The 13,637-nt window shown below is 74.3% G+C and carries 11 protein-coding genes; 5 read left to right on the forward strand and 6 right to left on the reverse strand.

Going from position 1 to position 13,637, the window contains the following annotated elements:
• Positions 1–36 precede the first annotated feature (36 nt).
• Positions 37–468 carry an Lrp/AsnC family transcriptional regulator gene (locus tag ACF9IK_RS04215; RefSeq protein WP_395292884.1) on the forward strand — a complete coding sequence of 144 codons (432 nt, stop codon included), beginning with the start codon at positions 37–39 and terminating at the stop codon, positions 466–468.
• Between the two features lie 58 nt (positions 469–526).
• Here the strand turns inward: ACF9IK_RS04215 and ACF9IK_RS04220 are convergent, their stop codons facing one another.
• Positions 527–1,195, reverse strand: coding sequence for a response regulator (locus tag ACF9IK_RS04220; RefSeq protein ID WP_395292885.1), 669 nt, complete (start codon positions 1,193–1,195; stop codon positions 527–529).
• Positions 1,196–1,739: 544 nt separating this feature from the next.
• Entirely contained in the window at positions 1,740–3,425 is a 1,686-nt protein-coding gene (locus ACF9IK_RS04225) for a sensor histidine kinase (RefSeq protein WP_395292886.1), read from the reverse strand.
• A 203-nt stretch (positions 3,426–3,628) separates the two neighbouring features.
• On the opposite strand from ACF9IK_RS04225, the gene ACF9IK_RS04230 reads away from it, so the two are divergent.
• Positions 3,629–3,763, forward strand: coding sequence for a hypothetical protein (locus ACF9IK_RS04230; RefSeq protein WP_395292887.1), 135 nt, complete (start codon positions 3,629–3,631; stop codon positions 3,761–3,763).
• 114 nt (positions 3,764–3,877) lie between these two features.
• Here ACF9IK_RS04230 and ACF9IK_RS04235 read toward each other — a convergent pair whose 3' ends face one another.
• A complete protein-coding gene (locus ACF9IK_RS04235) occupies positions 3,878–6,439 on the reverse strand; it encodes a SpoIIE family protein phosphatase (RefSeq protein ID WP_395292888.1) in 2,562 nt (853 codons plus the stop codon).
• Between the two features lie 221 nt (positions 6,440–6,660).
• On the opposite strand from ACF9IK_RS04235, the gene ACF9IK_RS04240 reads away from it, so the two are divergent.
• Together ACF9IK_RS04240 and ACF9IK_RS04245 are read left to right on the forward strand one after the other, a co-directional pair.
• Positions 6,661–7,974 carry a PQQ-binding-like beta-propeller repeat protein gene (locus ACF9IK_RS04240; protein ID WP_395292889.1) on the forward strand — a complete coding sequence of 438 codons (1,314 nt, stop codon included), beginning with the start codon at positions 6,661–6,663 and terminating at the stop codon, positions 7,972–7,974.
• Between the two features lie 108 nt (positions 7,975–8,082).
• A complete protein-coding gene (locus ACF9IK_RS04245) occupies positions 8,083–8,718 on the forward strand; it encodes a uridine kinase (protein ID WP_395292890.1) in 636 nt (211 codons plus the stop codon).
• Positions 8,719–8,761: 43 nt separating this feature from the next.
• On the opposite strand, the gene ACF9IK_RS04250 is transcribed toward ACF9IK_RS04245, so the two are convergent.
• On the reverse strand, positions 8,762–9,598 hold the full coding sequence (locus ACF9IK_RS04250) for a DNA-formamidopyrimidine glycosylase family protein (protein ID WP_395292891.1): 837 nt from the start codon (positions 9,596–9,598) through the stop codon (positions 8,762–8,764).
• A gap of 557 nt (positions 9,599–10,155) precedes the next feature.
• Between ACF9IK_RS04250 and ACF9IK_RS04255 the strand changes: the two genes are divergently transcribed.
• Positions 10,156–11,397: an IS110 family transposase gene (locus ACF9IK_RS04255; RefSeq protein WP_395292892.1), complete on the forward strand. Its 1,242-nt coding sequence runs from the start codon at positions 10,156–10,158 to the stop codon at positions 11,395–11,397.
• A 25-nt stretch (positions 11,398–11,422) separates the two neighbouring features.
• Here the strand turns inward: ACF9IK_RS04255 and ACF9IK_RS04260 are convergent, their stop codons facing one another.
• Both ACF9IK_RS04260 and ACF9IK_RS04265 read right to left on the reverse strand, forming a co-directional pair.
• Positions 11,423–12,676, reverse strand: coding sequence for a tetratricopeptide repeat protein (locus ACF9IK_RS04260; protein ID WP_395292893.1), 1,254 nt, complete (start codon positions 12,674–12,676; stop codon positions 11,423–11,425).
• A gap of 199 nt (positions 12,677–12,875) precedes the next feature.
• Positions 12,876–13,319 carry a universal stress protein gene (locus tag ACF9IK_RS04265; RefSeq protein ID WP_395292894.1) on the reverse strand — a complete coding sequence of 148 codons (444 nt, stop codon included), beginning with the start codon at positions 13,317–13,319 and terminating at the stop codon, positions 12,876–12,878.
• Positions 13,320–13,637: the final 318 nt, after the last annotated feature.

A 13,637-nucleotide genomic window follows, 5' to 3' on the forward strand; every position in this document is an offset into this window, starting at 1 on the left:
CGGCCGGATTCCGGACCACACCGCGATAATCGCGGTGTGGACGACCTCGACAGAGAGATCCTCGGCGAATTGCGCGCGGATGCGCGGATCTCCTACCGCGACCTCGGGGCCCGGGTGGGCCTGAGCGCCAACGCGGCCGCCGACCGCGTCCGGCGGCTGCTCCGCACCGGCGTGATCCGCGGCTTCACCGCGCTGGTCGACCCGAGCACCGATGCCACCCGACCGGGCCTGACCGTCTTCGTCGACGTCCGACTGCGCCAGGACATGGACAGCGACGACTTCGAGGCGATCGCCCTGCGGCTGCCCGGCGTCACCGAGACCGCGCACGTCACGGGCGAGTACGACTACCTGCTGCGGGCCCGGGTCACCGACGCCGCCGGGCTCGACCAACTGCTGCGGCGGCTCAAGCACGAGGCCGGCGTCGCCCACTCCAGCACCCGCATCGCCCTGCGGATCGCCTCACGCTGAGCCACCGGCCGGGGGCCAGGGGCCGGAGCGGAGGCCGGGGCCGGGGTCCCGCGACTCCTCACACCCCGCCGCCCAGCCCGGCGTCCCGCGCCAGCAGCGCCGCCTGCACCCGGTTCTCACAGTCGAGCTTGGCCAGGATCCGGCTCACGTACGTCTTCACCGTCGCCTCGCTCATGTGGATCCGGGCCCCGGCGTCCGCGTTGGACAGCCCTTCGCCCAGCAGCGCCAGGACCTCCAGCTCGCGCTCGGTCAGCACCTCCAGCCGCCGCCGGGCCGCCGCGCCGCGCGCCGCGGCCGGTCCGCTGCGGCCGCCGGCCAGCGAGTCCACGATGTACCGGGTGGCGGCGGGCGAGAGGAACGCGTGCCCGGTGGCCGCCGCCCGGACGGCCTGGATCAGCTCCGCCGGCGCGGTGTCCTTGAGCAGGAAGCCGGCACCGCCCTCGGTCACGGCACGCAGGACGTTGTCGCGCTCCCCGAAGGTGGTGAGGATCAGCGCCCGTGCGCCGGGGACCGCCCGGCGCAGTTCACCGAGCGCGGTGAGGCCGTCCATCACCGGCATCTGGATGTCCAGCAGAACGACGTCGACCCGGTGCGCCAGCGCGAGGTCCACGGCCTGCCGGCCGTCGGCGGCCTCGGCGACCACGTCGATGTCGTCGGCGGAGGACAGGATCATCCTGATCCCGGCCCGGATGAGTGGCTCGTCGTCGGCGACGAGGACTCGGATCACTGCTGGTCGTCCCCTCTATCGGTGCAATTGGCGCTGTTCCGCCCCATCCTCACACCCGCCGGGTCCGCTGCCTCACCTGACCTCCCCCCACCACCCCGGCCACTCCCCCTTTTCACGGCCCCGGCACCGCACAAACGCCTTGCGCCCACCCCGACCGGTGATCGACGATCAGACGCCGCAGCACCCGGACGTCCGACCGTGAAGGACCCTCCCCCTGCCGCTCGACCGCGCCGCCGTGCACGGCGAAGCGGACCTCAGGGCGTCGGCCGATGAACCGGACCGGCCCGCCGACGCGGTCGCCCGGGGCGCCGGGCTGCTCGCGGACGCGGACGCGCCGAACGGCGACGCCCCGACGGGAACAGAGTTCTCTGCCGAGGACCGAGGCCGTCTCCACGTCGAGCACCACCCCGACCGCTTGCGCCGTCGAGGGCTCCCCCCTGGTGGTCAACGGCCCCCAAGGAGCCGTACCGAAGCGCTGGGCGTGGAGCCGACTGCGGTCGGCGTGCGACGACCGCAGTCGCCCCTCGTCCGGTGACGCCCCGGGTCACTCGGTCGAGAAGTGCTGCTTCTCCACCAGGACGCCGTCCTTGAAGCAGAACCGGATCACGGTGTCGTCGCCCCAGCTTCCGCTCGGTTCGGCGGCGATGAAGTGGCGGCAGTGGGAACCGACGGGCGGGGTCGGGCCGAAGCGCTCGTAGTCCCTGGTGAAGAAGCTGTTGCCGGAGGGCAGCCGGTGCAGGACGTCGGCCTCCGGGCTCCCGACCTCGATGGAGTCGTAGAGCGGTCCCTTCACACTCGACGCGTCGAAGGCCTGGATGAAGGCGATCACCCCCCAGGCCAGCAGGCCCAGCACGGTGAGGACGACGAGCACCCCTCCCACCGCGCAGCCGATCGCGGGGCTGCGCCGGCGCGGCTCCCCCGAACCGCCGGTGACGGGCGGCAGCCCGCCCAGCAGCCAGTCCTCGGCACCGACCAACCCGCCCGCGGCCACCGGGCCGGCGCCCGACGCGCCGGCAACGCCGCCGGACCCGTCGTAGGGCAGCAGGGCGGCGAGCCGGAAGCCCGCCTCCGCGGTCGGGCCGGCGTGCACCATGCCGCCGACCAGCCGCGCCCGCTCGCGCAGGCCGGTCAGCCCCTGGCCGCCACTGACCACGGCCGTGCCGCCGCCCACCTGCGCGCCGGCCGGCTCGGGCGCGGGCGGGTTGGCGACCTCCACCACCAGGGCGTCGGGCTCGTAGCGCAGTGCGACGGTGATCGGGGCGCCGGGTGCGTGCTTGTGCGCATTGGTGAGCGCCTCCTGGACGATCCGGTACGCGGCCTGGCCGACGCTGGCGGTCAGCTCACGCCGCTCACCGTCCTGGCCGAAGACGACGTCCGTGCCGGCCGCGCAGGAGGACTCGACCAGCTCCGCGATCCCCTCCACCCCTCCGCGGGCCGGGCCGGAACCCTGCGCGGTCGGCGCGGCGGCCGACTCGTCGTGCAGCACGCCCACCACGTCGCGCAGCTCCCGCATCGCGGCGACGGCCGCCAGCCGCAGCACGCCGACCGCCTCCCGCTGCCGGTCGGTGAGGGTGCGGTCGACCTCCAGTGCACCGGTGTGGACGGAGATCAGGGCGAGCTGGTGGCCGAGGCTGTCGTGCATGTCCTGGGCGATCCGGTGCCGCTCGCGCAGCCGGGCCTGGTGGGCCACCATCGCGCGCTCGCGCAGCAGTTGCTCGTTGCGCTCGCGCAGCGCGTCCGTCAGCGCCCGGCGCTGCGCCCGGTAGCGGCCCCAGAGCGCGGGCAGCACCGCGAGCAGCAGGTAGGCGCCCAGCGAGAGCCCGGCCAGTACCTTGAGCGGCACCGAGCCGGTCTCCTTGACGATGCTGGTGCCGGCGAGCAGCAGGAAGCCGGCGGCGAACGAGCCGACCAGCACGCCGACCCGCTTGATCCGGGCACCGGCCGACCACCCGGCGCAGACCAGCAGCGGCAGCGGCCCGGCGCCCGCACCGGCCACCGCTGCCGTCAGCACCAGGACGGTCGAGGGCAGACCGCGCCGGAGCAGGAAGAGCAGCGCGACGACGGGCCCGAAAGCCAGGTAGAAGTCGGTCTTGCCGACGTAGTCGAGCAGCGTCGCGAGTGCTCCCAGTACCAGCGCGAAGCCGACTTCACGCACCACCAGCCCGGCCCGCCAGGGACCGGGGAGTGCCGTCCGTACCGCCTTCGACCAGGCTCTTGCCAGTGCATCCACCCGCCGAGGCTAGCGAAGCGGGCAGCCCGAACGCCTTCACCCTTCGTCGCGACCGACCCCCGACGAAAGTCGCGAACAGGGCTACCCGGCGCCCGGTCCGGCGTCGTCGTCCCCCGCCCTCCAGGCCCGCGTGATGCGGTCGCTGCCATGCCGAGTTCCCGTCGATCCCGCTCTTCGGCCGGAACCCGCTGCCGCAGACCGGCGTGTTCGACTCCGCCACGGGAGGCAGGCTCTACACGCTGACGTTCGCCGACGCGGGCCTGCTGAACCCCGGGGACTACGACGGCAGGGTCAGGTGGCTCTTCACCGACAAGTGCCCCGAGAAGATCCCTCACTGACCCTCGGCGCGGCCCGGACCACCGGATGAGGCCGTGACGGCCTGACGCCGTCCCGGCAGAGCAACACGGCCGGCCCGGGTTCGCGGTGTGCGCACACCGCGAATCCGGGCCGTCTCAGGACCGCCGGTCCCCCGGGAGCCGCCCGTACGCCGTGAGCAGCAGCGCGACGTCGTCCACACGCTCCGTGGACCCCACCTCGCGCAGCAGCCGCTCGGCCATCCGGTCCAGCTCCCCGTCCGCCGGACCGCCCTCCCCCGCGCCCGCCACGAGCTCCCCCAGCGCGAGCCGCAGCCGGTCCACACCTTGGTCGATCGCGATGGCCGGGTCCTCGACCAGCCCGTCCGTATAGAGGGCGATCACCGATCCGCGGGCCAGCGCCAGCTCGCTGACCGGGTACTCGGCCAGGTGGTCGATGCCGAGCAGCGGCCCTCCCTCCACGTACAGCGCCTCGGTACGGCCGTCCGGGTGGCGCACCACCGGTGGCAGGTGCCCGGCGCGGGCGGCCAGGACGCTGCCGTCGCCCGGGGTGAGCCGGATCAGGCAGCAGCTGGCGAGCAGGCCCGGGTCGAGGTCGAGCAGCAGGAGGTTGGTGCGCACCAGGACCTCGTCCGGCGCGTGCCCGCTGGTGGCGAAGGCTCGGACGGCGCTGCGCAGCTGACCCATGGTGGCGGCGGCGCCGACGCTGTGGCCCTCGACGTCGCCGATGACCAGGGTGAGGTCGCGGCCGGTGACGATGGCGTCGTACCAGTCGCCGCCGATCTCCATGCCCTGGGTTCCGGGCAGGTAGCGGGCGGCGATCCGGACGTCCTCCAGGACGGGCAGCCGGTGCGGCAGCAGGGCCTGCTGCAGGCCACGGGCGAGGGTGAACTCGGCGTCGTAGAGCCGGGCACGCTCCAGCGCCTGGGCGATGAACCCGCCGAGGCCGGTGAGCAGGCCGCGTTCCTCCACGGTGAACGGACGGGGCTCGTCGAAGCCGATGATGCAGCTGCCGACGGGGTGCCCGGAGGCGATCAACGGCAGGAACGCCCAGGCGCCCATCTCGTCGAGGGCGATCCCGGGGTAGGCGGCGGCGAGGGCGTGGACGTTCTCGAAGAAGATCGGCGCGCCGGTGCTGAGCGTCTCGGCACCGGGTACCCGGGCCCCGGTCGGGGTGCCCTCGAAGCGGTCCAGGAACCCGTCGGGGTAGCCGCTCTGCGAGATCAGGTGCAGGCGCTTGTCGCGGACGGCGTAGATGGCGAGCTCCTGGCCGCCGAAGGCGGGCAGGATCTGGTCCTCGACGGCGCGGCAGACCTCGCGGACGGTCACGGCCTCGCTGAGCGCGCTGGCGAGCTGCAGCAGGTGGTACATGCCGCCGACGCCGGGGCGGGCGCCGAGTTCCGGCTCGGGTTCGGTCGGTGTCCCGGCGCGCCCGGGCGGCGGCTCGGCGGCGACCACCCGGCCGGTGACGCCGTGCGCGTCGGGGTAGAGCGAGAAGGCGAACCAGTCGTCCGGGGGGCGGGCCGCCAGGAAGGCGGTGGGCTGCTGGGAGAGCATGGCGGCCCGGTAGCGGTTCTCGTAGACCGGGTCGGAGAGCCAGGGCAGCACCTCCCACGGGTGGTGGCCTACCAGGTCCTCGCGGCGGGCGCGCAGCAGGAGCTCGACGCTGCGGTTGGCGTAGGTGATCCGGCCGTCGGGGTCGAGCGAGAAGACGCCGTCGTGCAGCCGCTCGACCGCGGCCGCGGCGGCGGTGCCGGTACGGGTGTCCAGGGCGGCGCCGACGAGGTGGGCGCGCCCGTCGGCAACGCCCTCGGGGACGCGGGCCCAGAGCTCGACGGGGTAGGTGTGGCCGTCGCGGTCCATCACCCGGACCCGGACGGCCAGCATCCGGCCGTGGTCGAGCGCGGCCCGGGCGGCGGCGCGGAACTCGGGCAGGTCGCCGGGGGCGATCCGGGCGGCCAGGCTGGCGGCCCGGCCGTCGAACTCGGCGGGGTCGAGGCCGAGGATCTCGCAGAACTGGTCGTCGGCGGAGAGCGCGCCGGTGGCGACGTTCCAGTCGAAGAGCCCGACCCGGGTGGTGGGCGGCCCCGGGGGCACCAGCTCGACCACCGCGGTGTCGCCGTTGGGCTCGATCGGGTACCCGGCCTCCTCCAGCTCCGCCAGCCCGGCGGCCAGCCGGTCGGCCACCTTCCGCAGGTGCAGCCGGGCCTCCTCCGGCACCCCCTCGTCGGAGGAGGGCCACAGTGCGCTCACCACCCCGTACCGCGCCTCGCCCGAGCGGACCGGGACGCAGGCCGAGGCGTAGTCGTACGGAAGGCCGACGGCCAGCTGCGGGAAGCGCCGCATGGTGTCCTCGGTGTCGGACAGCGTGACCGTCCGCCCGGTGCGGTAGCACACCGCCACCGGCATCGGGCCCGCCGCGGCGACCCGGCGGAACGCGCTCATCAGCGAGAGCGGCACGCCCGCGATGGTGCAGAGCACGAGCGAGCGGCGGTCGCGCGAGCGGAGGTAGACCAGCGCGCCGTAGGCACCGGTGGTCTCCAGCGCGTTGCGGGCGGTCGTGGCTAGCAGGGAGTCCCGCTCGTGGGCAGCCCGGGTGGCGGCGTCGCTCTGCCGCGGACGGCGCGGGTCGGGACGCGCCGCCCGGGCACTAGCGGTCGGCTGCGGACCGGACGGGTCCGCCGGCACACCCTGGCGCATCCTCTCTTGCTACGCCGGGGTCAAGGGGCTGTCAAGACGAGCCCCGGCCGCCCCGGGTTGCCCACCCGCCCCGGCCGGGCCGGCAGGGTGGACGTGCCGCCCGTTCCCGGCCCGACCACCGCGGCCGGCCTCAAGGGCCACCGGGACGACCCGGCACCGCTCGGATATCCTCCGTCGGAACGTGCAGCGCAGCGGCTGCCCAGGGGGAATCGAGTACGGAGATGCAGCACCCGGCGTCCGGGCGGACCGACGCGGCGGAGGCCGCCTCCTGGCAGTGGGACGGCGACTCCGGGGGAACGTCGGAGGCGCCGGCCGACGTGATCGGCGGTGGTCGCGGGAACGACGACGGGCCGTGGCCGAGCCGGCGCCGGCTGCTGCTGGGCGGGGCCGGGGTCCTTGCGGCGGGTGCGGCGGCCTGGGCGTTCGGCCGCTCGGGCGACGACGCCCCGGAGCCGGCGCCGAAGCCGCAGCCCACCCGCCTCAGCGGGCCGGCGCCGCTCTGGTCGTACCGCGGGCCCGAGGGGATGACGCCCGAGCGGCTCGGCGACCGCCCCGCGCGACCGCTGTTCCTCTCCCGCGCCGGCCTGCAGGTGCTCGACCCCGCCACCGGTTCGGTGCTGCGCACGCTGGCCGTCGACGCGCCGCGGTCCGACTGGCCGAGCGACACCGACCTGCCCGGTCTGCGGGTGGTCGTCTCCGGCGACCGGCTGTTCACCGCCTCGCCGGGCCACCTCGACTCCCGTCACCTCACCGAGCCGGCCGCCGAGTGGAGCCTGCCGCTGGCCGAGGAGCTGGGCACCAGAGCGACCCTGTTCGGCGCCGACGGCGACATCGTCTTCGGCCGGGCCGAAGACCGGCCCTTCACGGGGACCGGCAACCTGTTCGCCGTGCGCTACCCGGACCGGGCGGTGCTCTGGTCCCGGGCCTCCACCGGCGCCGAACGGCCGTTCTCCCCGGCGACCGCGGCCGGCGGCCGGATCCCCCTCCTGGACACCTCGGCCGGCGGCGGCCGGCTCGTCCTGATGGAGACGGCCACCGGCCGGCGGCTCTGGGAGGTGCCCACGGAGGCCGGCCTGGCCTGGGCGGTGGCCGACGAGCAGCACGTCTACGTCCCGCGGCACCCCGGCGCCGTCCGGGCGCTGCGGGTGGCCGACGGGGCGCCGCACTGGTCGATCGAGCCCGGCTCCGCCGACTCCAGCCGCTGCCTGCCGCCGGTGACCTCCGGCGGCACCGTCTTCGTCCCGCGCGACAGCGGCCTGCTGACCGCCCACTCCCTCGCCACCGGGGAGCGGCTCTGGGGCGTCTGGCTGCCGTTCCGGCTGGACCGGCGCAGCCGCCCGCTGGTGGCGGGCGGGCTCCTCCTCGTCCCCGGTCCGGCCGCCTCGGGCGTCCAGGCACTCGACGCCGCCACCGGGGAGGAGCGGTGGACGTTCCGCGACTCGGGGCCGGGCGTGGACGTCTGGTCGCTGGCCGCCGACGACCACCGGCTCTACGCCGGCCACGACGACGTGCTGCACGCCCTCCCGCTCGCCTGACGGCACGCCCCCCACGGCCCGGCCGGGGATCTCCTGACGCACCTGGAGGCGCCGGACGGACCCGCCCCCGCGTCCCCGTCCGGACCGGGGCCGCGGCAGGATGGGCGGGTGCAGGTACACCCGATCTCGCCCGACCGGCTCGCCGAACTGCTCGCCGACCGCATCGCCGCCCTGCCCGCGGCGGGCGCCGCGTGGCAGCGGGTGGCGGTGGACGGCGCGGCCGCCGCCCGGCCCGGGGCGCTCGCGGACGCGCTGGTGGAGCCGCTGCGACTGCGCGGTCGCCCCGCGCTGCGCGTGTCGGCCGCGGACTTCCTCCGCCCCGCCTCGGTCCGGCTGGAGTACGGCAGGCAGGATCCGGACGCCTTCCACGATCTCTGGCTCGACGACGGCGCCCTGCTCCGCGAGGTCCTCGCCCCGCTGGACCCCGGCGGCACCGGCCGCGTCCTGCCGTCCCTGCGCGATCCTGTGACGGACCGCTCGACCCGCGCTCCTTACCTGGAACTGTCGCCGGGCGGCGTGCTGTTGCTGGACGGCGCGCTGCTGCTCGGGCGCTGGCTGCCGTTCGAGCTGACCGTCCACCTGGCGCTCACCCCGGCCGCCCTGGCCCGCCGCACGGCGCCGGAGGAGCGGTGGACGCTGCCCGCCTTCGCCCGCTACGAGGCCGAAACCGGTCCGGCCGAGGCCGCCGACCTGACCGTCCGGGTCGACGACCCCCGCCACCCGGCCCTGGTCGAGCAGCGTTAGGGAATGTCTGATCCGTCTGCGATGGACGCCCCCGGCGGGCCGCTCAGCGCGTCGGGCGGCGGGCGCCCGTGCCGGGCCGTACCGCCTCGGGTGCCGGGCCGCGCTGGCAGTACGGGCACCAGAAGGCCACCCGCTCCTGCGGCGCCGTGCCCTGGGTGGCCGTCAGCACCAGCGTGCCGCAGCGCGGGCAGGGCCGACCGGCCCGTCCGTACACCCAGTGCCGGTACCCGCGCCGGGTGTCGCCGGTGGTGATGTGGCCCTCGCGCAGCCGGTTGGCATCGAGCAGCTGCCGCGCCCGCTCCACCAGCCGGTCTGCACGCGGCAGTTCGCCGACCGCGGTCCACGGCGTGACACCGGCCAGGAAGCAGAGCTCGTTCGCGTAGACGTTGCCGATGCCGGCCAGGTTGCGCTGGTCGAGCAGCGCCTCGGCGACCGGCCGGCCCGGGTGGGCGAGCAGTCGGCGCACGGCCTCCGCCGGATCCCAGCCGGGGCCGAGCAGATCCGGCCCGAGGTGGCCGACCGCGCGCTCCTCGTCCGCGGTGCGCAGCAGTTCGACGACGGGCAGCCGGTAGCCGACCGCCGTCCCGGCCTCGGTGGCGAGGACGGCGCGGATCTGCCAGGCGGGACCGCCCGCCCACCGCTCGCCGGGTCGGTAGACCTCCCACCGGCCGTCCATCCGCAGATGGGTGTGGAGGGTGAGGCCGCCCTCCAACCGGGTGAGCAGGTGCTTGCCGCGCGGGATGACCTCCAGGACCTGGCGGCCGGCGAGGCCGGCGGTGGCATGGGCGGGCACCCGGAGATCGGCGGTGGTCAGCACCCTGCCGGCGAGAGCCTCGTGCAGCCGGGCCGCCACGCGGAAGACGGAGTCACCTTCAGGCATGCCTCCATCCTGCCTCCGCCCGGCCGATCCACAAGGCAGGGCCGGCCCGGCCCCGGCCCTGTCGGCCTTCTCGCCGGGCGCGCGGAGCCGGACGGACCTAATCCGTAGTGAAGGTTGCTCCAGATCTCCCTGGTTTGGTGCGATCTGGGTTGCCTTTGAGTGGCGGACACCTTGGACGGTCATGGCCCGGGAGGCCTAGTCCTAGAGCGGTGCTGTCATGGCGGTGGGTTTCGTGGTGGTCGCGTGGGCGCCGGTCTGAGGTCTGTGGCAGCCCTGACCTGCGAGGTCTCAGGAGAAGAGCGGCACGGTCCGGCGTTCTCGGGCCACCGCGAAACCCACCGAAGATCGTGTTTCCGTGGTCGTGGCGCGAGCCCGTTCCAGGGCTGACCTCTTCTTGAGTCCGCGAGCCTCCGAGCTCTGGTACAGGCGGGGCCCCTGGGATGCGCTGGTGTCATGAACGGCTACTGAGATGGCGGACCAAAGAGTCCTGGGATTAAGGCGCCGTGTGACCCACATGTGCTCGTGACCTGCGAAAACAGGCAACGTAGGGAGAGTCGGTGAAGATCTTCTGCGGTATCGACTGGGCCGAATCGCACCACGACATCGCCCTGGTCGACGAGGACGGCGAGCTGCCCGCCAAGCGCCGGATCGCCGACGACGCAGCCGGCTACCGACTGCTGCTGGACCTGCTCGCCGAGCACGGCGATTGCTCCGAGACGCTGATTCCGGTGGCGATCGAGACCAGCCGCGGCCCGCCGGTGGCCGTCCTGCGCACCGGCGACCGCAAACTGTTCGCGATCAGCCCACTGGCCGCGGCCCGCTACCGCGACCGCCACGGCGTCAGCCGCAAGAAGTCTGACCCGGGCGACGCCCTGGTGCTGGCGAACATCCTGCGCACCGACATGCCCATGCACCGGCCGCTGCCGGCGGACTCCGACCAGAGCCGGGCCGTCACCGTGCTGGCCCGCGCCCAACAGGATGCTGTGTGGAACCGGCAGCAGTTCGGCAACCAGATCCGCTCGCTTCTGCGCGAGTACTACCCGGCCGCCCTGGAAGCCTTTCAGACCAAGGCCGGCGGCCTGGCCCGGCCGGACGCCCGCACGCTCCTCGTGGCTGCCCCCACTCCGGCCCGGGCGGCGAAGCTCTCCCTGGCCCAGCTGAGAGCCGCGCTCAAGCGCGCCGGTCGAACCCGCGGTGTCGACGCCGAGGCCGAACGGCTCCGCGACCTTCTCCGCTCCGAGCACCCCCGCCACCCCAAGGCGGTCGAGGACGCCTTCGGCCACCAGCTGCTTGCGCTGCTGAAGCAGTTCGAGGCGGCCTGCCAGGTCGGGGACGACCTCGCCCAGGCGGTCGAAACGGCCTTCCGCGAGCACCCGGACGCCGAGATCTACCTGAGCTTCCCCGGCCTCGGGGTCCAGCTCGCCGCCCGGGTCTTGGCCGAGATCGGCGACGACCGGACCCGCTTCGCCGACGCCCGTGGCCTCAAGGCCTACGCCGGATCCGCGCCCATCACTCGGGCCTCCGGCAAGAAGAGCTATGTCGGCCGACGCACGGCCAAGAACGACCGGCTCATGCACGCCGGATTCCTCTGGGCCTTCTCCTCCCTCCGAGCCTCGCCCGACGCCGACGCCCACTACCGCCGCCGACGCGACCACGGAGACTGGCACGCCGCCGCCCAGCGCAACCTCCTCAACCGACTCCTCGGCCAGCTCTTCCACTGCCTCCAGAACCGCCGACCGTTCGACGAACAGCTTGCCTTCGCCGTCCCACAGCGGCCTGCCTCAGCGGTGGCGGCGTAACCACTGGATGGTGAGCGGAGCACCATCAGAACGGAGGCTCGCTGGACCAGGTGCCGCTCCATTGAGCGGTCGGACGAGGGTCGTGCTGCTGGAGAAGTTCCACGGCGTGGTCGATCATGTAGAGGCTGATGAAGTAGCTGGCCATGTCAGCGCGGTGGGCTGGGAGGTGCCGGTCGAGGAGACCGATGGCCTCTTCGGTGCGGCCTGCGTTGTGCAGCACCTGAGCGATGTGCTCGGCAGCGTACGCGCTGTCGCCTTCGGGATGGGCCGATGCCTGCTGGAGCGCCGCGTCGGGCCCGGAACTGGCGACGATCAGCGGCAGGCGGATCCAGAACAGGTCCCACTCCTCCTCACCGCCTCGGGCGTCCTTGAGCTCATCCAGGTGGGCCAGGCCGTGCTCGGGCCTGCCCTGGTCGAGGCAGAGGCCGGCCAGGGTGTGGAGTGTCCAGTCGTCGCCGGGGTGGGCATCGGCCTGAGCGCGCATCACCTCGACCGCCTCGCCGCCACGTCCGTGCCGGGCCAGGAGCTGCGCGAGCTCGCACGCTGCGTTCGAGCCGCCGGCCACGGTCCCGTCCAGCCGCCGGTAGAGCGCGATTGCGCCTTCGACGTCACCGCGCTCCTCCAGCACCTCGGCCAAGCGCTGCGTGGCATGCCCGTGGACCTCGATGGCCGCGTACTCGCGCAGTTCGTCGAGCCGGCTGTTCCGGGCCAGCAGGTCGGCGAGCTGGTCACGGCTGTTGACGGAGGTGATGTGCCGCGTGTGCAGCAGGGCGATCGCCTCGTCGGTACGGCCTTGGCGCTCCCGGATCCGGGCGAGCAGGCCGAGCGCGGTATCGGCGTCCAGGCCGCCGCCGCAGCACCACGGAGAATCGCAACGGTGGTCGTCCGGGACGTGCTCGGACAGCAGGCGGGCGGCCTCGTGGTCCAGGCCAGCGACCTCCGCGACATCGACCAAGGCGGTGGCGAGGACCCAGTCCTCGATCCCGGTGCTCAACAGCTCGAACGCCTCCGCGGCGCCACCGTGCCGGGCCAGCAGGCGCGCGAAGAACTCCAGCGCCTGTCCCCCGGCCGCCGCGTGCGGGCGGGTCAGCGCGATCGCCTCCGACGCCCGGCCCCAGTTCTCCAACAGCTCCGCCTGGGCCCGAGTGGCCGGCCACCATCCGGTGGCGACGTACGGAGCCAGCACCGCCAGAGCCTCGTCCAGCTGGCCGCGCTCGCCAAGAACCTGGGCCCACGCCCGTGCGCAGAACCACTCGCCCTGGCCGGCCTGCGACGCCACCTCTCGTTCGTGGCCACGCTCAAGGAGTCGGGCGACCAACTCGGGCGGAATACAGCCAGACAGAGTCCTGGCCTGACGATCAAGATCAACAGCGTCCACGGCACCGTACCCTAGACCTCACCGCCGACGAGCGGCCCAGAACCGGCACACCGCACGGCCAACATGGCCTACCGGTTGACGCCTTAGCGTGCTGAGACGTCTAGGTCTCGCGGACCACGACGACCGGGCAGGGCGCGTGCTCGGTGAGGTGGCGGCTGACCGATCCGAGCAGCGCACCGGTGAACCCGCCGAGGCCCCGGCTGCCGACCACGACGAGCGCGGCGCCCTTCGCGGCGTCCAGCAGCGCCTTGGCGGCGTTGCCCGGCACCACGGCCTCGGAGATCGACACCCCGGCGTCGTCCCCGGCCACCCGCCGGACCGTCTCGGAGAGCGCCCGCCCGGCCAGCTCCTCGGGGTTGAGGCCCTCGGGCGGGGGCACGCTGAGCCCGGCCCAGCCGTAGAACGCCGGGTACTCCCAGGCCGCGATGGCGTGGACGGTGCCCCCGGTCAGCTCGGCGTAGTCGATGGCCCAGCGCAGTGCCTGTTCCGAGGCGGGCGAGCTGTCCACGCCGACGACGATCCGGGGGTGTGCGCTGTTGGCCATGCCGCTGCTCCTTGCTCGGTTTGCCCGGCCCCGGCCTCCCGACCGGGCGGCCGGCCCGGCCCGGCCCGGCCCGAGGAAGTCCGAAGGCCGACTCGACGCCCCAAACATAGATCAATGCGGACATTCACCTGCAGACTGGCACGCCGATGACTCCCGGCGCTTTCGAACCGTGTGCACGCGCACAGCCGGCGGGTGGCACCGCACGGGCCCTGCGCCCCCCGAATTGGTACTGGCGGGTGCACGGGTCCCATCACCCGCGCACCCGCCAGCGTTTCGCGGACGGTGCTCCGCCGGCCGCCCACGGCCCCGCCGGATGCG

Source organism: Kitasatospora hibisci, assembly GCF_043950205.1.
GTDB lineage: Bacteria > Actinomycetota > Actinomycetes > Streptomycetales > Streptomycetaceae > Kitasatospora > Kitasatospora hibisci.

Coding starts and splice junctions, on each gene's coding strand:
- ACF9IK_RS04250 (WP_395292891.1), bottom strand. CDS start 9,598: ATGCCTGAAGGTGACTCCGTCTTCCGCGTGGCGGCCCGGCTGCACGAG.
- ACF9IK_RS04240 (WP_395292889.1), top strand. CDS start 6,661: ATGCAGCACCCGGCGTCCGGGCGGACCGACGCGGCGGAGGCCGCCTCC.
- ACF9IK_RS04265 (WP_395292894.1), bottom strand. CDS start 13,319: ATGGCCAACAGCGCACACCCCCGGATCGTCGTCGGCGTGGACAGCTCG.
- ACF9IK_RS04235 (WP_395292888.1), bottom strand. CDS start 6,439: ATGCGCCAGGGTGTGCCGGCGGACCCGTCCGGTCCGCAGCCGACCGCT.